The 20,443-nt window shown below is 66.8% G+C and carries 15 protein-coding genes and 1 tRNA gene; 11 read left to right on the forward strand and 5 right to left on the reverse strand.

All coding sequences use genetic code 11. The features are described 5' to 3' along the window. Positions 1 to 209: 209 nt before the first annotated feature. Positions 210 to 836 (reverse strand): TetR/AcrR family transcriptional regulator, encoded by a 627-nt coding sequence (locus NFU08_RS09330; RefSeq protein WP_251422466.1) that lies wholly within the window; start codon positions 834 to 836, stop codon positions 210 to 212. A gap of 166 nt (positions 837 to 1,002) precedes the next feature. Here NFU08_RS09330 and NFU08_RS09335 point away from each other — a divergent pair. The 9 genes from NFU08_RS09335 (at position 1,003) to sufU (ending at position 12,981) form a co-directional block, all read left to right on the forward strand. Then, positions 1,003 to 1,074: transfer RNA gene (locus NFU08_RS09335), tRNA-Gln, on the forward strand. 101 nt (positions 1,075 to 1,175) lie between these two features. Next, positions 1,176 to 2,660, forward strand: a complete 1,485-nt coding sequence (gene glmU / locus NFU08_RS09340) for a bifunctional UDP-N-acetylglucosamine diphosphorylase/glucosamine-1-phosphate N-acetyltransferase GlmU (protein ID WP_251422469.1) — start codon at positions 1,176 to 1,178, stop codon at positions 2,658 to 2,660. Further along, complete coding sequence (locus NFU08_RS09345; protein WP_104185336.1) at positions 2,657 to 3,637, forward strand: ribose-phosphate diphosphokinase; 981 nt, start codon at positions 2,657 to 2,659, stop codon at positions 3,635 to 3,637. The genes glmU and NFU08_RS09345 overlap by 4 nt, the downstream gene beginning before the upstream one ends. Before the next feature lie 243 nt (positions 3,638 to 3,880). Then, positions 3,881 to 4,501 carry a 50S ribosomal protein L25/general stress protein Ctc gene (locus NFU08_RS09350; RefSeq protein WP_251422472.1) on the forward strand — a complete coding sequence of 207 codons (621 nt, stop codon included), beginning with the start codon at positions 3,881 to 3,883 and terminating at the stop codon, positions 4,499 to 4,501. Between the two features lie 111 nt (positions 4,502 to 4,612). Continuing rightward, positions 4,613 to 5,203, forward strand: coding sequence for an aminoacyl-tRNA hydrolase (pth, locus tag NFU08_RS09355; protein ID WP_251422475.1), 591 nt, complete (start codon positions 4,613 to 4,615; stop codon positions 5,201 to 5,203). A 123-nt stretch (positions 5,204 to 5,326) separates the two neighbouring features. Next, a complete protein-coding gene (locus NFU08_RS09360; RefSeq protein WP_251422478.1) occupies positions 5,327 to 8,062 on the forward strand; it encodes a LuxR family transcriptional regulator in 2,736 nt (911 codons plus the stop codon). Positions 8,063 to 8,168: 106 nt separating this feature from the next. Continuing rightward, a complete protein-coding gene (locus NFU08_RS09365) occupies positions 8,169 to 10,709 on the forward strand; it encodes a LuxR family transcriptional regulator (RefSeq protein ID WP_251422481.1) in 2,541 nt (846 codons plus the stop codon). A gap of 473 nt (positions 10,710 to 11,182) precedes the next feature. After that, positions 11,183 to 12,508, forward strand: a complete 1,326-nt coding sequence (locus tag NFU08_RS09370) for a SufS family cysteine desulfurase (protein WP_251422484.1) — start codon at positions 11,183 to 11,185, stop codon at positions 12,506 to 12,508. Positions 12,509 to 12,531: 23 nt separating this feature from the next. Beyond that, the gene (gene sufU / locus NFU08_RS09375; protein ID WP_174175612.1) at positions 12,532 to 12,981 is read left to right on the forward strand and encodes a Fe-S cluster assembly sulfur transfer protein SufU; all 450 of its coding nucleotides are present in this window, start codon (positions 12,532 to 12,534) and stop codon (positions 12,979 to 12,981) included. A 99-nt stretch (positions 12,982 to 13,080) separates the two neighbouring features. On the opposite strand, the gene NFU08_RS09380 is transcribed toward sufU, so the two are convergent. Genes NFU08_RS09380 through NFU08_RS09390 form a run of 3 tightly spaced genes read right to left on the reverse strand, consistent with a single transcriptional unit; the run spans position 13,081 to position 15,355 of the window. Continuing rightward, positions 13,081 to 13,302, reverse strand: coding sequence for an SCO4848 family membrane protein (locus tag NFU08_RS09380; RefSeq protein WP_174175614.1), 222 nt, complete (start codon positions 13,300 to 13,302; stop codon positions 13,081 to 13,083). Between the two features lie 3 nt (positions 13,303 to 13,305). Beyond that, positions 13,306 to 13,803 carry a DUF2505 domain-containing protein gene (locus tag NFU08_RS09385; RefSeq protein ID WP_251422487.1) on the reverse strand — a complete coding sequence of 166 codons (498 nt, stop codon included), beginning with the start codon at positions 13,801 to 13,803 and terminating at the stop codon, positions 13,306 to 13,308. A gap of 43 nt (positions 13,804 to 13,846) precedes the next feature. Next, positions 13,847 to 15,355 (reverse strand): SDR family oxidoreductase, encoded by a 1,509-nt coding sequence (locus tag NFU08_RS09390; protein ID WP_251422490.1) that lies wholly within the window; start codon positions 15,353 to 15,355, stop codon positions 13,847 to 13,849. 249 nt (positions 15,356 to 15,604) lie between these two features. Here NFU08_RS09390 and mfd point away from each other — a divergent pair, with 249 nt between their 5' ends. Both mfd and NFU08_RS09400 read left to right on the forward strand, forming a co-directional pair. After that, a complete protein-coding gene (mfd, locus tag NFU08_RS09395) occupies positions 15,605 to 19,282 on the forward strand; it encodes a transcription-repair coupling factor (protein ID WP_174175620.1) in 3,678 nt (1,225 codons plus the stop codon). 4 nt (positions 19,283 to 19,286) lie between these two features. Continuing rightward, the gene (locus tag NFU08_RS09400; RefSeq protein WP_251422493.1) at positions 19,287 to 20,102 is read left to right on the forward strand and encodes a metal-dependent hydrolase; all 816 of its coding nucleotides are present in this window, start codon (positions 19,287 to 19,289) and stop codon (positions 20,100 to 20,102) included. Positions 20,103 to 20,164: 62 nt separating this feature from the next. Here the strand turns inward: NFU08_RS09400 and NFU08_RS09405 are convergent, their stop codons facing one another. After that, the gene (locus tag NFU08_RS09405; protein ID WP_174175624.1) at positions 20,165 to 20,428 is read right to left on the reverse strand and encodes a hypothetical protein; all 264 of its coding nucleotides are present in this window, start codon (positions 20,426 to 20,428) and stop codon (positions 20,165 to 20,167) included. Positions 20,429 to 20,443: the final 15 nt, after the last annotated feature.

Here is a 20,443-nt window from a genome sequence, read left to right on the forward strand (position 1 = left end):
TGTGGGGGGCCTTCGCGTAGGAGCGCATCGCGGGCCATCGGGCCCATGAGGTCGCTCAGCGACCGGTGCATCACCTATGCGTCGTAAGCGTCGTCCCGAGGGCCCCGACGCGAGCTTGCGAGCGTTGGGAAGGGGCCTACGCGCTAAGCGACGGCGAAGGTCTCCTGCGCCGCGAACAAACCACGGGAGCTTGCGAAGGTGACAGGAAACTAACCCTCGGACATGAGTTCCGGGTCCCTTTTGAGGCCGGTCAGGCCGTTCCAGGCGAGGTTGACCAGGTGCGCGGCGACGGTGTGCTTGTCCGGTTGGCGGCTGTCCTGCCACCATTGGCCGGTCATGGCCACCATTCCCACAAGCATTTGGGCGTACATGGCGCCGTCCTCGCCGCTGAGGCCGCGGCGCGAGAATTCGTCGGAGAGGATGTGCTCTACGCGGGCGGTGACGTGGGAGAGCAGCGTGGAGAAGGCCCCCTCAGGCTGCGACGGCGGTGCGTCCCGCATCAGGATCCTGAACCCTTCCGTGCGGTCCTCGATGTAGGTCAGCAGTGTGAGGGCTGCCCGTTCCACCAGGACCCTGGGTTTTGCCTCTTCGGTCAGCGCGGCATTAATGGCGTCGAGGAGGAGCCGGAACTCGTGGTCCACCACCTGGGTGTACAGGCCTTCCTTGGAACCGAAGTGCTCATAGATCACCGGCTTGGACACCCCGGCGCACGCCGCGATTTCCTCGATGGTGGTCCCGTCAAGGCCCCTGGCGGCGAAAAGTCCGCGTCCGACGTCGATCAGCTGGCTCCGCCGCTGCAGGCCGGTCATGCGTGTCCGCGGAGGGTTGTTGCTCACATTTCCATCATGCACCACCTGTCACGGGCAAGCCTGCAGCGCGACGGCGGGCGGACCGCGGGACGCGAAACCGGAGGGCCGGGCCGGCGGGACCGCCCCGTGTCGCGCAGCGCCCCGAACCCGTGGCAAAATAACTACTTGTGCCCGGCCGCGCGCCACGGCACGGTCCGCTCTGGTGTAATGGCAGCACCCCGGCCTTTGGAGCCGTGGAGTATAGGTTCGAATCCTATGGGCGGAACTGCTGCGCGTGGAGCGTTCAGTAGGATGACATTCGGTGCCGCCCGCATTGCGGCCGGACACCGTCAGCGCCAGCGTAACCCAAGCAAGGAGAGCCCGTACGTGATCCCCGAGAACACCGGCCCGGCCGCAGTAATCGTCCTGGCGGCAGGCGCCGGTACCCGGATGAAGTCGCGTACCCCCAAGATCCTGCATGAGATCGGCGGCAGGTCCATGGTGGGCCATGCACTGCTGGCGGCCCGCAGCATCAACCCCCGCCGGCTTGCCATCGTGGTCCGCCATGAACGCGACCTCGTGGCCCGCCACCTCGAGGATGTTGATCCGGCTGCCGTGATCGTGGACCAGGACGACATTCCGGGAACCGGCCGTGCCGTGGAAGTCGCCCTCCAGGCCCTCGACGCTGACCAGCACCTGACGGGCACCGTGGTGGTGACCTACGGCGACGTGCCGCTGCTCTCCGGTGAGCTGCTTGCTGAACTCGTTGCCACCCACGAGCGCGAGGCCAACGCCGTGACCGTGCTGACGGCCGTCCTGGACGACGCCACGGGCTATGGCAGGATCCTCCGCGGGGAGGATGGAACGGTCACCGGCATCCGTGAGCACAAGGACTCCTCAGAGGCGGAGCGGCTCATCCGCGAGGTCAATTCCGGCATTTACGCCTTCGACGCAGCAGTCCTCCGCGACGCCCTGGCCCACGTGACCACGGATAATTCACAGGGCGAGAAGTACCTGACAGACGTCCTGAGCCTGGCCCGCGAGTCGGGCGGCCGGGTGGCCGCCGTCGTCACTGCCGACCGCTGGCAGGTGGAAGGCGCCAACGACCGCGTCCAGCTCTCTGCCCTTGGCGCCGAGCTGAACCGCCGCACCGTCGAGGCCTGGATGCGTGCCGGCGTCACGGTCGTGGATCCCGCCACCACCTGGATCGACTCATCGGTGACGCTGGACGAGGATGTCCGCATCCTCCCCAATACGCAGCTTCACGGTGCCACCACCGTGGCGAGGGACGCCGTCGTCGGACCTGATACCACCCTGACGGACGTCACCATCGGCGAGGGCGCCACGGTGACCCGCACCCATGGCTCCGGGGCCGTCATCGGCGCCCGGGCCGCCGTCGGGCCCTTCACCTACCTTCGCCCCGGAACGGTGCTCGGTGAGACCGGCAAGATCGGCGCCTTCTACGAAACCAAGAACGTGACTATCGGCCGCGGCTCCAAGCTGTCGCACCTCGGATACGCCGGTGACGCCGAAATCGGCGAGGACACCAACATCGGCTGCGGAAACATCACGGCAAATTACGACGGCGAGAAGAAGCACCGCACGATCATCGGCTCGGGCGTCCGCACGGGCTCCAACACAGTCTTTGTTGCCCCGGTCACCGTGGGGGACGGCGCCTACAGCGGCGCCGGCGCGGTGATCCGCAAGGACGTGCCCGCGGGAGCGCTCGTGCTGACCGTCGCAGCGCAGCGCAACACCGAGGGGTGGGTGGCGGCGAACCGCCCCGGAACCCGCTCCGCTGAACTGGCCCAGGCAGCCACCAAAGATTCCTCAAGTACCCCGGCATCTACAGAAGAGGGCAACCAACCATGAGCGAAATTACGGCGCGCGGCGAAAAGAAGCTGGTGCTCGCCACCGGGCGGGCCCACCCCGAGCTGGCCCGGGAAATCGCCAAGGAACTGGGAACCGAGCTGCTGCCGGTGGACGCGTATGACTTCGCCAACGGCGAGATCTACGTCCGGGCCGGCGAGAGCGTCCGCGGCACCGATGCCTTTGTCATCCAGGCCCACCCGGCACCCCTGAACAACTGGCTGATGGAACAGCTGATCATGATCGACTCGCTGAAGCGCGCCTCCGCCAAGCGCATCACGGTGGTCTCGCCGTTCTATCCCTACGCCCGCCAGGACAAGAAGGGACGCGGCCGCGAACCCATTTCGGCCCGGCTGGTTGCGGACCTGTACAAGACTGCGGGCGCGGACCGCATCATGAGCGTGGACCTGCACACCTCGCAGATCCAGGGTTTCTTCGACGGCCCGGTGGACCACCTCATGGCTATCCCGCTCCTCGCCGACTACATCCGCACCCGGGTGGACGCCGAGAACGTCACCGTCGTCTCCCCGGACACCGGACGCGTCCGGGTGGCGGAGCAGTGGGCAGAGCGGCTGGGCGGCGCGCCGCTCGCGTTCGTACACAAGATGCGTGACCTCACCGTGCCCAACCAGGCTGTTTCCAAGACGGTGGTGGGCCAGATCGAGGGCCGTACCTGCGTCCTGATCGACGACATGATCGACACCGGCGGAACCATTTCCGGTGCCGTCCAGGTGCTGAAGAACGCCGGGGCAAAGGACGTCATCATCGCGGCCACCCACGCGGTCTTCTCCGATCCCGCCGCCAAGCGCCTCTCGGAGTCCGGCGCCCGCGAGGTAGTGGTCACCAATACCCTTCCGCTCACCGGATCCCAGCGGTTCCCACAGCTGACGGTGCTCTCCATCGCGCCCTTGATCGCCCGCGCCGTTCGTGAAGTTTTCGACGACGGTTCGGTCACCAGCCTCTTCGACGGCAACGCCTAAGGCACGCCCACCAGCGCCGGTCCCGTTTTCCGTAAACGCGACCGGCGCTGGTAGGCTTGTCAGCGATACCTTGGCGAGGGAGAGCGCCGGTCACCGTTTACGCGGTCACCGGAGTGCAGGTCTCCGTTATCGACTGGGTCTGAATCTCCCTTCAAGATGGGCATGGCTCCGGCCGCCTGGCGTTGAAGGTCGCGACAGACCTCCGCCCTTGCTGAACACCGTTTAGTTTTCAAGGAGATTTCCATGTCTGAGCAGAAGCTCGCAGCAGAAGTACGCACCGAATTCGGCAAGGGCTACGCCCGCCGCGCCCGGATGGCCAACCTGATCCCCGCCGTCATCTACGGCCACGGCGCAGAGCCCATCCACATCACCCTGCCGGCAAAGGTAACCACCCTGGCAGTCCGCACCGCCAACGCCCTGCTGTCCCTGGACATCAACGGTGAAGGCCACCTGGCCCTGGTGAAGGACGTCCAGCGCGATCCCATCAAGCAGATCATCGAGCACATCGACCTCCTGACCGTCCGCCAGGGCGAAAAGGTCACGGTTGACGTTCCCGTCCACGTTTCCGGTGAAACCGCGCCCGGCACCGTGCACAACCTGGAGCTCACCGTCGTGTCCCTCGAAGCTGAGGCCACCCACCTGCCTGAGGCCGTTGAGGTCAGCATCGAAGGCCGCGCAGCCGGCGAGCACATCCACGCTTCCGACCTGGTGCTGCCGAAGGGCTCCGTTCTGCTCACCGACGCCGAGGCACTCGTGGTGAACATCTCGGAAGCTGTCGAGATCGCCGAGGAAGAAGCCGGCGAGGGCACCGAAGCCGCCTCCGAAGAGGCTCCTGCAGCCTCCGAGGAAGCAGCAGCCGAGTAATCAGCAGCATTCCCCGCCAGTGGCCGGACTCCTGTGGGGGTCCGGCCACTCGCATGTCCGCTGCCCTTCACCGGCACCGGACGCGGCAAACCCCCACCCTAGGATTGATTCATGACTGATACCTGGCTCATCATTGGCCTCGGAAACCCGGGAGCGCAGTACCAAGGCAACAGGCACAATGTCGGCCAGATGGTGCTCGACGAACTCGCGGCCCGGATGGGTGCCGGTTTCAATAGCCACAAGTCACGAGCCCAGGTGCTCGAAGGACGCCTGGGTATTGGCGGACCCCGCGTAGTGCTGGCAAAACCGATGACCTACATGAATGTTTCCGGCGGCCCCGCCGCCGCGCTGGCGAACTTCTACGGCATCGCCCCTGACCATGTGGTGGCAGTCCATGACGAAATCGACATCCCGTTCAATACGGTAAAGCTCAAGATCGGCGGGGGAGAGGGCGGCCACAACGGATTGCGGGACATCTCCAAGGCCCTGGCCACCAAGGACTACCTCCGCGTCCGGGTAGGCGTGGGACGGCCGCCCGGGCGCATGGAAACGGCCGACTATGTCCTGCGCGACTTCGGCACTGCCGAGCTCAAGGAACTCCCCTTCCTGCTGGACGAAGCAGCGGACGCAGTGGAGATCCTCGTGCGCGATGGCCTGACCGCGGCGCAGCAGAAGTTCCACCCCGCAAAGTCCGAACGCTAGCAACATGAAAACTTAAAGGCCCTTTGCCCTGTCTCGTTGTCTGTGCCCCGGGGTAGTCTTCTTCCTATGCGGGGGAGCAATGGGGCTACATCCCGCTATCGCGGGGATGTAGGGGAAAAGTTCATGTCAATCGAGCCACTCAGCTGGGGACGTGGGTCAACACCTCACGACGTTGGGCTGACCAGGGATGCCTCCGGCAAGCGGGAGGGCCAGCTGTGGTCTGCCCCTGCCCGCGGCGCAAACCTCGAAGCTGTCCGCACCGCCCTCACCAGCGCCGATTCCCTCGGCGTGGTCATCACCGGTGGCCGCGGCGTGGGGAAGTCCTCGCTTGCGCGGGCGGCGGTCATGGACCTGGGCCCGGACGTGTGGTCACTGCAGCTCCGCAGCGGTCCGGCCGGTTCCACCACGCCTTACGGCTGCCTTTCCTTCCTCCTGGCCCGGCTGCCGCAGGCCTACATGGGCTCTCCCACGGCAATACTCCGCGGCATCACCTCCCTGATCCGCAGCGATGCGGCCGGCCGGCCCTGCGTGATCACCCTGGACACTTCCGGAAGCATTGACGAGATGAGCGCGGGGGTACTGCTGAACGTACTCCTGACCGGCACGGCGAAGATCATTGCCGTGGCGCCCAAGATCAGCGACCTGCCGGCGGATTTCCACTGGCTGTTGACGGACCGGCGCCTCGCCGAAGTCCGGCTCAGCAACCTCAACGAGCTGCAGACCCGCCAGGTCCTGTTGTCCCTCCTGGGCCACCGGGTCTCGGCTTCCCTGGTCAGCACCTACCACCACATGGTGGGCGGCAACCCGCTGCTGCTGAAGGCGCTCGTCACCGAACAGCAACTGTCCGGGAACCTCGTCCTGTCCGACTCCGTCTGGACGCTGCGGGACAAAGTGGTGCTCGATGGCGCGGCCAGCCTCGACGACATCGTCCGGTCCCGCTGGTCCAGGGAGACGCCCGAAACGCGGGAAGTCATCGAGATGCTGTCCTGCGCGCGCCGGGTTGAACTCTCAAGGCTTACCGCCATCTACAGGGCCGACGTGGTGGCGGACATGGAAGACGGCGGATTGCTGGAGATTGACGCCTCGGACCACCGCTGGGTGTCGCTGCGCGAAAAGTACATTGGGGATGTGGTTCGCACCTGGTTGAGCATTGCCCGGCGCAGGGAGCTGCGGAGCGTGCTCCTGGGCGGCACGGAACCCGATCCTGCCGGGATGACGGTTGAGGAACTGATGGCTTTCGCCGCCTGGACCCACGAGTGCGAGGCGGACCTGAGTCCCGCCCTGGCACTCGCGGCTGCCGACGCCGCGGTCCAGCTGTTTGATCCACGGTTCGCCCTGACCTACGCGGAGATGCTTCGCCGGACCGATGGGGAATGGGTGGCCGGCCAGCGCCAGAAAGCCGCCGCCTACCTCCAGCTGGACATGCCCGTCCAGGCCATGGCCGCACTTGAAGACATCTCGCAGCCGGAGCTGGACGGGCTCGATGTCGAGGAGTACGCCCACGTCATAGCGGCCAAGTCACACGTGATGATGTGGCTTCCGGACGCAGCTGCCAGGGTGCCGGACCTGCTGGCGGAAGCCCGGCAGCGGCTCGAGCAGGCACCGAACCGCACGGGGTGGCCCGGGCCTGCTGCTGCGGCGGCGAACCGGGTGGAGCTGACCGAGTTCGAGTACGGTGCCTTCGTGGGCGACTACGCCGCCATCATCCCCGCCCTTGAAAAAGCTTCCGATCCGGCGCTGAACCCGGATACCGGGCACCGCATGAATGCTGCCATCCTGCTGATGACCGCGCTGGCCATGACGGGGCGGGAAATGGATGCGCTCAGCGTCATGCGGCAGCTGGGGGGCCAGATCAGTGATGCCTCTCATATCGTTGGCCTGCGCGAGCGGTACACCAAGGAGGCCTACCTGGTGCTGCTGATCGCGGGGCAGTGGCGTCGGTGCATCGACCTCCTGGGTCCACAGGCCACGGACGAGCCGCACAGCCTTCCCTTCCGGAGCGCCGCAACGGAGCTGGCGGCCGGCATCGCCTATGTCTACTCGGGCCGTGGCGCCGCTGCCCTGGACCCCCTGATCTCCGCGGCAGCACAGTTGGAGCTCCAACCCGTCCAGGCGGCCCTGCGCTGCGCGTACGCAGCCATTGCGCTGGCCCATGCCCAGACCGGCAACGCTGCGCAGGCACGCAAATACCTGGGCAAGCTGCAGAGGACGTCCGGAAAGTCCAGCTTCATTGCCGAGAGCATGGCGGAATTCTGCGCCCTCGTGGCCGGCCGCTGGCTCGGCGATCCCGACGCCGTTGCCGGGCTCAAGCAGTCTGCCCGCAGGGACATGGACGCAGGGCGCTTCACGCTGGCGGGGATCAACCTTCTCGCGGCCACCGTGAACGGCAGTGACGCGGACTTCCGCCTGTTGGAGGAGATTGCGGGCCACCGCCAGGGGCCGCTGGCAGAAATCTCACGGCTGATCGCCGTCGGGACCAGGACCAAGGACGCCAAGACCCTCCTCGCGGGCGGCGAGCTTGCCGCCACCCTGGAGCTGGATGCCGTGGAAGCACGCTGCATGGCCCTTGCGGTGGATTTCGCACGCCAGGACGGCGATTCGCTCACGGCACGGACAGCCCAGGCCCGGCTCGATATCCTGGCCGCCACCGTGGCCAACCTTCCCATCGTGCCCAGCAGCGGAAGCCCGCTGCTGACCAGCAGGGAACGCCAGATCGCCCGGCTGGCAGGGCGCGGCGCCTCCAACCGTGACATCGCCCTGGAGATGGGCGTCTCAGTCCGTACCGTGGAAGGCCACCTCTACCAGGTCTTCACCAAACTCGGCGTAACTTCCAGGGGTGATCTGACTGGACTCGTCTAACGGGCACAAGCCCAACACCGCGCAGCGTTTCCTCACAGGGCGGAAAGAGCCGCTGGACCGGATCTGCAACATTGTCCGGAACCGCACCAGCCAGGCGGTTTTTATCATGGCGGGCCCCGGCATTGGAAAGTCGTCCCTCACCGAGGCCATTTCCGAGCGCCTTACGGGGGAAATGAACGTGCTGCAGATGCATGGCAGTTCCGCCCTCGCCGCGGTCCCGTTCGGTGTCCTGACCCCCTATACCGGTGACCTGTCTGCCGAGGATTCGGTCTCTCCTGTCGCCGTCCTGCGGTCCATGTGGAGCTATTTCGAGGAAGTGAAGGCCGGCAACGGGGCGCCCGTCCTGCTCATCGTTGATGATGCGCATTACCTGGACGAGGATTCCGCCGGGGTGGTGGCGGAGCTGATTTCAGCCGGCTGGGCAACGGTGGTGGCGGCGGCAAGGCCGCGGCCAGGCCTGCCGCAGCCACTGGACCAGCTCTGGTATGACGGCCTGGCCGAACGCGTGGACCTGCGGCCACTGAACCGGGAGCAGATCGAGGATGTCCTTGCCCACGTCCTGGACGGCACCGTCCCTGACGCCACCGTGGACGCCGTCTGGAGCGCCTCGGGAGGGAACCCGCGCGTCCTGGATGCCCTGCTTCATGATGCCGCGGAGTCCGGGATACTGGCCAAACGGAACGGAATCTGGGTCCTGCTGGGCTCCTTGCCAACGGACGGGGCCCGCCTCACGGCCGTGGTCACCAAGGATCACCTCCGGCGGCGGGCGGAGGAACAGGAAGCCCTGAAATTCATCGCGCTCGCCGGACCTGTGGGCCGGAAAGTGATCGAGGACATTTGCGGGGCGGTAGTTGTCCGCTCCCTGCTGGACCAGCAGATGGTTGTGGAAAACTCCGGTGTCCCCTCTGAACTCACCATCTGGAACGGGCTGTTTGCAAAGGCCATCAGGAACACCATCTCCGTGTCCCGGAGCCTGCAGCTGCTGGAGAAAATCCGGGAGCAGCAGGACCCCGCCAGCCTCCGCGGGGAAGGCCGGCTGCGGTTTGTGGAATGGTCCCTTGAATGCGGCCTGCGGGTATCCGACGCCGACATGCTGGATGCCGCGCGTGAGGCATTGGCCCGCTTCCGGAATCACAGCGCCCGCTCCATCGCTGCCAAGGTGCAGGATCCTGGCCTGGTCCACCTTGCGCACGCCGTTCAGGCGCGCGCCCTGTACAACGAGGGCGCCTACGCAGAAGCTGCAGCGCTGCTTGACGACAGCTGGCTGCAGCTGGCCGGGGACCCCCACGGCACGTCGGTCCTGCTGCTGTGGACGTCCGCCCACCAGGCAACGGGCCGCCCCCTGGCTGACCTGGCAGAGGACGTGCGGGAGCGCCACCAGGAATTGCCGGAGGCAACACGGGCGGGGCAGGAGGAGCTGTTGCAGCTTTTGCAGTCCGGCGCGGACGTCAATGTGCAGGCGCTGTGCAGCCGTGTTGTGGACATCCGGAACCGCAGCTCGCCGGGAAACGCCGGCGAGCCTTTGACGGCCATCGGCGAGGCGCTGCTGGCGCATGCCCTTGCCGCGGCGGGTCGGGCCTCGGAAGGTCTCGACTCCGCGCTCCTTGCCGCGTCCGAGCTGCCAACGCTGGAAGGCGACCTGTTCTTCTATTCCGAGTTCGTCCTGGGGCGGCTGGTCATCGACTACCTTGCCATGGGCGAGTGGGAATCCGCGGAGCGTGAACTCGAGAGCTACGCTTCAGGACATGCTGCCGGGACCGGGACGTTCAACGGCAGCCTGCAGGTGCTGCGCGGCTATTCCATGCTGCGGCAAGGCCGGATGGAACGGGCCTACCAGCTGCTGCTGCCCGCGGTTGAAGCGCTCAGGCTGAGCGATCCACTCCAGCTGTTCCGATTCGGTTCGGCCCTCGGTTTCTACGTCGCCGCACGGCTGGGTGACACCGCCCAGGCAAAGCGGCTGGAACAGGACTGCAAGGATGCGGTGGCAGGAGGTCCCGCCCATGAGTTCCTGGCAGACGCCTACGGTGCCGCCGCGTCAGAGTACCTGGCCCGCGACGGCAAGGGCCTCGCCGCGCTGCACACCCTGGTGACCACCACGGAGGCCTCGTCAAGGGCCGGCACTTTGCTGGAGCTCCTGTCGCTGTGCTGGGACCTGGGAGACGCCTCGGTGATCCCCATGGTGCAAAACGCGGCCCGCGCCGTGGAGGGCCGCTGGGCTGCGGCACTGCTGAAGCTGGCCACTGACTGGGAAGCCGCTGACGGGGATGCCCTGATGGAAACGGCCGCCACGCTGGAGGAATCCGGCTTCGTCAACCTTGCCCGTGAGGCCTATGCCCGTTCCAGCACGGTGCTGGAGCAGGCTGGGGAGCGGCGGCGGTCCAGGCAGGCAGTGGCCCAGCGTGAAAAGTGTGACCACGAACTGGGCGAGCGGTTCCGGGAGGGCCGGTTCATTGCGGCGGCCCCCGCTGTCCATCTCACCCGGCGTGAACAGGACATCGTTGAGCTCGCCGTGCAGGGCCTCACGGACCGCGAGATCGCCCAGCGCCTGATGGTTTCCGTCAGGACTGTGGAGGGCCACCTGTACCGCACCTACGTGAAACTCGGCGTGCGCAGCCGGGACGAGCTGGACTCGGCGCTTCCCAAGTAGCCGGCACAGAGAATACCCCCTCCAGGCTGCTCTAGTGGGCGCGGCCGTGGGTCCCTGTGCCCTTTGGGGGTTGCTCATGGCGCCCTGTCGCGGTTCGACGCATGCCCTGCCGGGTATCCACCCCCGGGTCCCGGTAGTACCCGGTCCCGGAATTCGAGTACTGCCTACTCGTGTACGTCCGGTCCCCGCAGGCTTTACTTAAAGAGGTGAAGGAAGCGGCCGGTACGCAGGCCGCAAAACCCCGCCTGAGAAGTTCAAGGTCTCGCAAGCTTCCGGTCACGGTGACCGGGCCAGACGGGGCCGGCGACGTCAGAGTCTTCTGAGACCGAGACTCTCCCCCCAGCCGTCGCCGGCCCTCCAATCCGCGGGGCTGAAGCCCGGAGCGGACGTGGCGGCTGCCCCTTCCGGGCGGCCGCCACAGCCGTGCTGTGGGACAATTGAGTGTCATTGGTTGGCATCTCAAGGAGTACGTCTTGGCCGTAGTATCAACGCCGCCCACGCTGGAGCGCGCCCTGCCGGTCATGGATGACGCCGAGGTACTCCGCATCCGCAACGACTTCCCGGTCCTGAACCAGCTGGTCAATGGCCAGCCCCTGGTCTATCTCGATTCCGGGGCCACCTCCCAGAACCCCCTAAGCGTCATTGAAGCTGAGCAGGAATTCTACGAGCAGCGCAATGCCGCGGTACACCGTGGCGCGCACCATCTCGCCGTGGAGGCCACCGAGGTGTTCGAGGATGCCCGGCAGACGATTGCCGACTTCATCGGCGCTGACTACGCGGAGACCATCTGGACATCGAACGCCACCGAGGGCCTGAACCTGATCAGCTATGCATTGTCCAATGCAGGACTGTGGGCTGCCCAGGGCCGCGGTGACGCGGGCCTTAAACAGCTTGCCCTGAACCCGGGCGATGAAATTGTGGTGACGGAAATGGAGCACCACGCCAACCTGATCCCCTGGCAGGAGCTGGCGTTCCGCACCGGGGCCACCCTTCGCTACATCCCCATCGACGACGCCGGATCCCTCCGCATGGACCTGGCCGGGGACATCATCGGCAACCGGACCCGGGTGCTGGCGTTCACCCACGCCTCGAACGTCCTGGGGACCATCAACCCCGTTGCAGAGCTTGTGGGACTGGCCCGGAAAGCCGGCGCGCTGGTGGTGCTGGACGCCTGCCAGTCAGCCCCGCACCTGCCCCTGGACGTCAAGGGACTCGACGTCGACTTTGCCGTCTTTTCCGGCCATAAGATGCTTGCCCCCACGGGAATCGGGGTGCTGTACGGGAAACAGGAGCTGCTGGACATCCTGCCGCCTTTCCTCACCGGCGGCTCCATGATCACCACCGTCACCATGGAACGCGCTGAATACCTTCCTGCACCGCAGCGTTTCGAGGCCGGTACCCAGAGGATTTCCCAGGCCGTGGCGCTCGCGGCAGCGGCGAACTACCTGACCGAAACGGGCCTGGACCGGATCCACCAGTGGGAAACCGGGCTCGGCCAGCGCATGGTTTCCGGGCTGGAGTCCATCCCGGGAATCCGCGTCCTGGGTCCGTCCGCCGGCAAGGAACGGATCGGGCTTGCCGCGTTCGATGTCGAGGGTGTCCATGCCCATGACGTGGGGCAGTTCCTGGACTCGAGGGGAATCGCCGTGCGCGTGGGCCACCACTGCGCCCAGCCGCTGCACCGCAGGCTGGGGCTGACCGCCACCACCAGGGCAAGCGCCTACCTGTACAACACAACGCACGACGTCGACCAGTTCCTGGATGCCGTCGCCGGCGTGCGGGCCTATTTCCGCGCCTAGCAGGGAAGACCGAAGGTAACACCATGAGCCTTGACCAGCTGTACCAGCAGATCATCCTGGACCATTCCAAGGCCCGGCACGGCAGCGGCCTTGCGGGGACAGCGGCGCCCGAGGGCGCGCACACCGGCCAGTCGCACCAGCTCAACCCCGTGTGCGGGGATGAAGTTACCCTGCGGGTCGCCGTCGAGGACGGAAAAGTGGCCCAGGTTTCGTGGGACGGGGCGGGATGCTCCATCTCCATGGCGTCCGCGTCCGTGCTCAGTGAACTGGCCGAGGGCATGACAGTGGCCGAGCTGCACAACGCGATCGACAGCTTCCGGGAAGTCCTGCGCTCACGCGGGAAGGTCTCCGCGGATCCTGACCTGCTGGGGGATGCGGCGGCGTTTGAAGGCGTGGCCCGCTATGCGGCACGGGTCAAGTGCGCCATGATTTCCTGGGTTGCGGCGGAGGACGCGCTCAACCAGGCCGCCTGACCCGGCGCGCTCCTCCGGGTTCCCTGGAACAACAGAAGGCCCTCCTCCCGACGGGAAGAGGGCCTTCATCAGTACACTGCTGTTCCTGGGGCAGGCCCGTCAGCCGGCCATCGCCATGATGCCGATGGCGGCAGTGGCGGCGCCCAACACCATGGAGATGCTGACAAGCACCACATGGACGGTAAGGAACCTGGTGGCTTTCCCGGCGGAGTCACGGGCCCGCGGATCCTTCATGACCCGGCGCAGGAACTGCGGCCAGACCACCAGGGACCAGACTCCCGCAACGACCAGCACCAGCGAGGCGAAAACGGGCAGTTCCACGGCTTAGTGGCTTTCCAGCCAGGCCTGCGCCTGCTTGGCCTGGAGGTTCAGGGCCTTGGCCACCATCGGCTCCGCGGCATCGGCGATCTTCCCGCCAAGGAACGGCACCGAGGACTTTACTGCCCCTTCAAGCTCAACGCGGGTGCCGCCGTCGGCAGCCACCAGCCGCTGCACGGCGGTGACGTCAACGGGTGCGCCGGCAATCTTCAGCGAGATGTTGCTCTGGCGGGAGCCGTCCGCAGCCGGGGCGTCCCAGTTCTCCACCTGGGTGACCTTGAGGTGCTCACCCACGAACTTCCGGGCAATCTCGGGCAGGCGTGTGGTGGGCAGGGTCCGCACGGAGGTGGCGCTGAAGGCTCCGGCAACGTCCCCGTCCACGTTGAACGACTCCAGCGAGCCGCCCACGAGCTGGCTGACGTGGCGCTGGAAATCCTCGTTCACCAGGACAGCTGCCACGTTGTCGACGGAGTGCGGAAGGGTGGTGGTTGCGCTCAGGGCCATGTGTCCTCCTGGGACGTGCGGAACGGTTTTAACTCCACACATCCTACGGGGTTTGCTCTGCGTGCTCCGCATCCGCGATCTTTTGGGCGGCGGTGGTGATGTTCCGCGCCATGGCCGGAAAGATCAGGCTGTGGAAGGGCAGCACGGCCAGCCAGTACAGCCTCCCGCTAAGCCCCTTGGGGAAGAAGATGGCCCGCTGGCGGTAGCGGCTTCCGGTCCCGTCGGGCTCCACGGAGAGCTCCAGCCAGGCACGTCCCGGCGCCCGCATCTCCGCCCGCAGCCGCAGCAGCTTTCCTCGGTCGATGCGTTCCACACGCCACCAGTCAACAACCTCTCCGGTGGCCAGGGTATGGGGATGGCGGCGTCCGCGAAGCAGCCCGGCGCCGCCGGTCAGCTTGTCCAGCCAGCCGCGGACCTGCCACGCCAGGGGGAGGGAGTACCAGCCGTTCCGCCCGCCGATACCCTCGATCACTGTCCACACGTGCGCGGGGTCCACGTCGCCGTGGAAGGTCCGCTCGTCGATGTAGACCTTGTGTCCGGCCCAGTCGGGGTCGCTGGGCAGGGGATCGGCCGCCGCCCCCGCATTGGCCCACGTTGTTTGGACCTGGCCGTCGCGTTCCTTGCCAAGGGCCAGCGCGACGGCGGTGCGGTAGTTGGTCAGCCCGCCCTCGGGCTGCGGGATGAACTCGTCGATGTCGTGCTCGTCGGACACGGCATCATGCTGGAGGGACTGGACCAGGGGAACAGCCATGGATAACGGGATGGGGGTGGTCAGGGCAACCCACATGCCGGCGAGCTTGGGCGCCGGGACGGGCAGTGCCAGCACCACCCGGTAGGGGAGTCCGGCTTCGGCCGCGTATTCCTTCATCATTCCGGCGTAGGTGAGGACCTGCCGGCAGCCGATGTCGAACGTGCGGTTGATCGGCCCCTCGAGCGATGCCGCCGAGACAAGGTAGTACAGGACATCCCGCACCGCGATGGCTTCGATCCGGTTGCGGACCCAGCTGGGGGCCGGCATCAGCGGCAGCGTCTCGGAAAGGTGGCGGATCATTTCGAAGGACGCCGAGCCTGACCCGATCACCACGCCGGCCTGGAACACGATGGCGTCCACCGGACTGTCCAGGAAGACTTTCCCCACCGCTTCCCGGGAACGCATGTGGGTGGACAGTTCGACCCCCGTGGGGTGCAGCCCGCCGAGGTAGACAATCCTGCCAACGCCCGCGGCCGCAGCGGCTTCCGCTGCCGTCCGGGCCATGGCCTGCTCCTTGGCCTCAAACCCTGACCCGGCCGCCATGGAATGCACCAGGTAGTAAAAGACGTCGACGCCGTCCAGCGCCTTCCGCAGCGCTCCGCCGTCGTCAAGGCTGCTTTCCACCACCTCCACCTGGTCCCGCCACGGCACTCCGGCAATCTTGTCCGGCGAGCGCACCAGGACCTTGACCGTGTGGCCGGCCTCAAGGAGCTTGGGCACAAGCCGGCCCCCGATGTAGCCGGTGGCTCCGGTGACCAGGACAGTCCTGGAAGAACGCGGGGTGCTGCTGGTTTCAGTCATGGTGGCTCCTTATCGTCCACAGGCCATTCGGAGCGGCCCGCGGTCTGGACGGCTGCTTTCGTAGACTGCCGCCGGCATCAGCTGCCGGACTCGTCCGTCCCTGCCCAGCCTAGCCCCGCGCCAGCGCGCTGGTCCTGTGCCAGCGCGCATTGTCGGAGCTGCGCGGTAGGCTGGGTTTACCCGGGATTCGCAGCGAATTTCGGGTTTTCGCGCTGCCTGCTTTCCCGCAACACCACAGGAGCTTCTGCCATGAGCCTTCCCGGCCCGTCCACTCACGGTCCGTCCCTGGACGGACTCCGCCGCGCACTCGCCGCGGACCAGACCTTCGCGCGCGTCCGTGCCGAGGCTGCCCGCGGGTTCGCGGTCCGTGGCCAGGACTACCAGATCAGTGCACCCGCCGGGCTGCGGGCGGTGCTGCTGGCCGAAATGGCGGACGGCATAGCCGCCGCAGGGAACGACGACGGCGGGTCCGGCGTCGTGCTGGCCGTCACCGCGACGGGCCGGGAGGCCGAGGACCTGACGGCGGCGCTGCGGGCCTACCTTCCGGCGGACTGCGTGGCCGAGTTTCCCAGCTGGGAGACCCTGCCCCACGAGCGGCTCTCGCCCCGTTCGGACACCGTCGGCCGGCGGCTCTCCGTGCTGCGCCGCCTGGCACACCCGGAAACGTCGACGGCGGGCCCGCTCCGGATTGTGGTGGCTCCCGTCCGCGCCGTGGTCCAGCCGGTGGTTGCGGGCCTTGGCGAGCTCGTCCCGGTCACCTTGAAGGTAGGCCAGGAACGGCCCTTCACCGAGGTGGTGCGGAGCCTCTCCGACGCCGCCTACGCCCGGGTGGACATGGTGACGCACCGCGGTGAGTTTGCTGTCCGCGGTGGGATCATCGACGTCTTTCCGCCCACTGAGGACCACCCCATCCGTGTGGAGTTCTTTGGCGACGAAGTGGACCAGATGCGCTGGTTCGCCGTGGCAGACCAGCGCTCGCTGTCCTCGCCCGGGCTGCACCACCCCACCGAGCTGCACGCCCCGCCCTGCCGCGAAATCCTCATCACCCCGTCCGTGATGTCCCGGGCAGCCACCCTCAAGGCGCAGCTCCCGGCAGCGGCAGACATGCTTGAGAAGATCGCCGGCGGAATCGCCGTGGAGGGCATGGAATCCCTGGCTCCCGTGCTGGTGGACGCCATGGTCCCGTTCGTGGAACAGCTGCCCGCAGGCTCGATCTCGGTGGTCATCGAACCCGAGAAAGTCCGCACCCGTGCCCACGACCTCGCCGCCACCAATGAGGAGTTCCTCGAGGCCGCCTGGTCCACGGCTTCGGACGGCGGGACGGCGCCGCTGGACCTCAGCTCGCAGGCAAGCGCCGCGCTCCATTCCGCCAGCTTCCGCTCCCTCACGGAAACGCGCAGCTCCTCCCTGGACCACGGGGTCTCCTGGTGGTCCATCACGTCGCTGGCGCAGGACGAGGAACTGCTCCCGGATATCGACGTCCTGAACCTGCATGCCCGGGAACCGCGGGGCTACCAGGGCGATGTGGCCGAGATGATGGAGTTCATCGGTTCCCACGTCCGGGACCAGTGGCGGATCGTCGTCGCCACTGAAGGCCCCGGACCTGCCCAGCGCCTGGCCGAGCTGTTCCACGAGAACGACATCCCCTGCGCCAGGGTGGACAGCCTGGACCACGAGCCCCAGGCGGGCATCATCGAGGTGACCACTGCCGCCGTCGGACGCGGTTTTGTCCTGGACGGGCTCAAACTGGGCCTGCTCACCGAAGCCGACCTGCTGGGCCGTACCTCCGCCGGGTCAACCAAGGACATGCGCCGCATGCCCTCCAAACGCCGCAACGCCGTGGACCCGCTGCAGCTCGTGGCGGGCGATCACGTGGTCCACGAACAGCACGGCATCGGCAAGTTCGTGGAACTGATCCAGCGCAAGATCACCGTCGGCGGCTCGAAAGATACAGCCGGGGTGCGGGAGTACCTGGTGCTGGAGTATGCCCCGTCCAAGCGCGGCGCGCCGGGGGACAGGCTGTTCGTTCCCACGGACCAGCTGGACCAGGTGACCCGCTACGTGGGCGGCGATACCCCTGTCCTGAGCAAGATGGGCGGCGCGGACTGGGCCAGCACCAAGTCCAAGGCGCGCAAGGCCGTCAAGGAGATCGCCGGGGAGCTCATCCGGCTGTACTCTGCCCGGATGGCGTCCCGCGGGCACGCGTTCGGCCCGGACACCCCCTGGCAGCGGGAACTGGAGGAAGCCTTCCCCTACGTGGAGACGCCGGACCAGCTGACCACCATCAACGAGGTCAAGGCGGACATGGAGCGCGAGATCCCCATGGACCGGCTGGTCTCCGGTGACGTGGGCTACGGCAAGACGGAGATCGCCGTGCGGGCCGCGTTCAAGGCGGTCCAGGACGGCAAGCAGGTGGCCGTGCTGGTGCCCACCACGCTGCTGGCCCAGCAGCACTACGAAACGTTTACCGAACGGTTCTCCGGCTTCCCCCTGCGCGTGAAGCCGCTGTCCCGTTTCCAGGCGTCCAAGGAGGCCAAGGAGACGGCGGAGGGCGTCAAGAACGGCACCGTGGACGTGGTGATCGGCACCCACCGGCTCCTGTCCAAGGACTTCGAGTTCAAGGACCTTGGCCTGGTGATCGTGGACGAGGAACAGCGCTTCGGGGTGGAGCACAAGGAAGCGCTCAAGAAGATGCGCACCAACGTGGACGTGCTCGCCATGAGCGCGACCCCCATCCCGCGCACGCTGGAGATGTCCCTCACCGGCATCCGCGAAACCTCCACCCTGGCCACTCCGCCGGAGGAACGGCACCCGGTCCTGACGTACGTGGGCCCGTACACGGACAAGCAGACCTCCGCCGCCATCCGCCGCGAGCTGATGCGCGAAGGCCAGGTGTTCTTCGTCCACAACCGGGTGTCCACCATCGAACGGACGGCCGCAAAGATCCGTGAGCTGGTGCCCGAGGCCCGGGTCGAGGTGGCGCACGGCAAGATGTCCGAAAGCCGCCTGGAACAGATCATCGTGGACTTCTGGGAGAAGCGCTTTGATGTCCTGGTGTGCACCACCATCATCGAGACCGGGCTGGACATCTCCAACGCCAACACCCTGATCGTGGACGGCGCGGACAAATACGGCCTGTCCCAGCTGCACCAGCTGCGCGGACGCGTGGGCCGCGGCCGGGAACGCGCCTACGCCTACTTCCTCTACCCGTCGGAGAAGCCGCTGGGCGAGGTGGCCCTGGAGCGGCTCAAGGCCGTGGCCACGCACAACGAGCTCGGCGCGGGCATGCAGCTGGCCATGAAGGACCTGGAGATCCGTGGTGCCGGCAACCTGCTCGGTGGTGAACAGTCCGGCCACATCCAGGGCGTCGGATTCGATCTGTACATCCGCCTGGTGGGCGAGGCCGTGGCGGACTTCCGCGGCGAGGCCGAGGAAAAGGCAGCAGAGATGAAGATCGAACTGCCGGTGAACGCCCACCTTCCGCACGACTACGTGCCGGGGGAGCGGCTGCGCCTGGAGGCGTACCGCAAGCTCGCGGCTGCCCTCACCAACGAGGCCATCGACGAGGTCCTGGCAGAACTGGTGGACCGGTACGGAGAGCCGCCGCTGCCGGCCCAGAACCTTGTGTCCGTGGCCCGCTTCCGCGTGGGCGCCCGTGAAGCCGGCCTCTCCGATGTTGCCCTGCAGGGCAACTTCATCAAATTCTCGCCGGCCACCCTTCCGGAATCCAAGGTCATGCGGCTGAACCGGATGTATCCGGGGTCCCAGTCCAAGCCTGCTCTTGATGCCGTGCTGGTCCCCAAGCCGAAGACGGCAAGGATCGGCGGACGTGACCTGCAGGATGCGGAGATCCTGGACTGGGCCAACGGAGTCATCCGCAACATCTTCTCCGACGCGCCGCTCACCGCTCCGGCAGTCAGCGGATAGCCGCATGATGGGAGGACACCACGCCGCGTCGGGAGCCGCGGCGTGGGTGGCTATTGCCTCGACGGGCCCGTACACGCTGGGCTGGTATCCGCTGGACGCCACCGGGATCCTGATCGGTGGAATGGCGACGGCGGGAACAGCCCTGGTGTGCGACTGGGATCACCGGCACAGCACAGTTGCGAATTCCCTGCCGCCGCTGTCCAACGTGATTGCCGTCGGGATTGAAAATGCCAGCGGCGGGCACCGCCAGGGAACGCACTCCGTCCTGGGTGCGGCTTTCTTTGTCCTGCTGGCCACGCTGGCGGGGCAGGTCCAGCTGCAGACGGACTGGGGCCTGCTTTCCGTGGGCGCAGGGCTGCTGTGCATGTTCATGATCAACATTGCGGCCAAGGCCTTGAAGCTGTTCCCGAAGGCGGGGTTCATCAGCAACTGGATCTTCGCGCTGACCATGGCGGGGCTGGTCACCTGGTTCGCGCCGGACCAGTGGACCTGGCTTCCGGTCTCCATGCTGACCGGCGTTGTGGTCCATATCGTGGGGGACCTGGTGACCACCGGCGGTGTTCCTTTGCTGTGGCCGCTCGTGGTCAGGCCGCCCAAACCCCTGCGCCGGGTGCCGCTGCTGCGCCAGGTGTGGCGGCCCAACGGGGCGCTGTCCCTCCCGCTGCTGGGACGGGCCGGGTCAAAACGCGAGTGGCTTGTCCTGATTCCTGTGAGCGCCTACGCCATGGTGGGCCTGTCCGTGGCCGCTTGGTCCCTGGCCCACGCCCACTGGGGCCGCGCGGCCGACGCCGCGGTGGCGTGGGCGCGCATCTGGTTCTGAACCTTAAGCAACAAAGAACCCTTGGACCGTCCGGTCCAAGGGTTCTTTGTGGTTTCGTGTGCCTAGTGTTCGCCGGCGGAGTCTGAGCGTCCCAGGATGCTCTGCGGAATCCAGAAGGCCAGGGCAAACAGCGCAAGGCAGACTGCCATGGGCCAGGGGTTATCCAGCGTGAGGAAGGAGAGGGAGTACACGGCTCCCAGGAACAGCGCGATCATGGCGACAAAGAGGAGGATGCTCGTGCCGAGCTTGTTCTCGTTCTGCGGGGTCTGGATGGTCCCTTCGTGGGACGATGAGCCCTGGCTGGACGCCGTGATCTTGCTGGACATAATTCCTCCTCGGCC

Source organism: Pseudarthrobacter sp. NCCP-2145 (assembly GCF_023708005.1).
In the GTDB taxonomy this organism is placed as follows: domain Bacteria; phylum Actinomycetota; class Actinomycetes; order Actinomycetales; family Micrococcaceae; genus Arthrobacter; species Arthrobacter oxydans.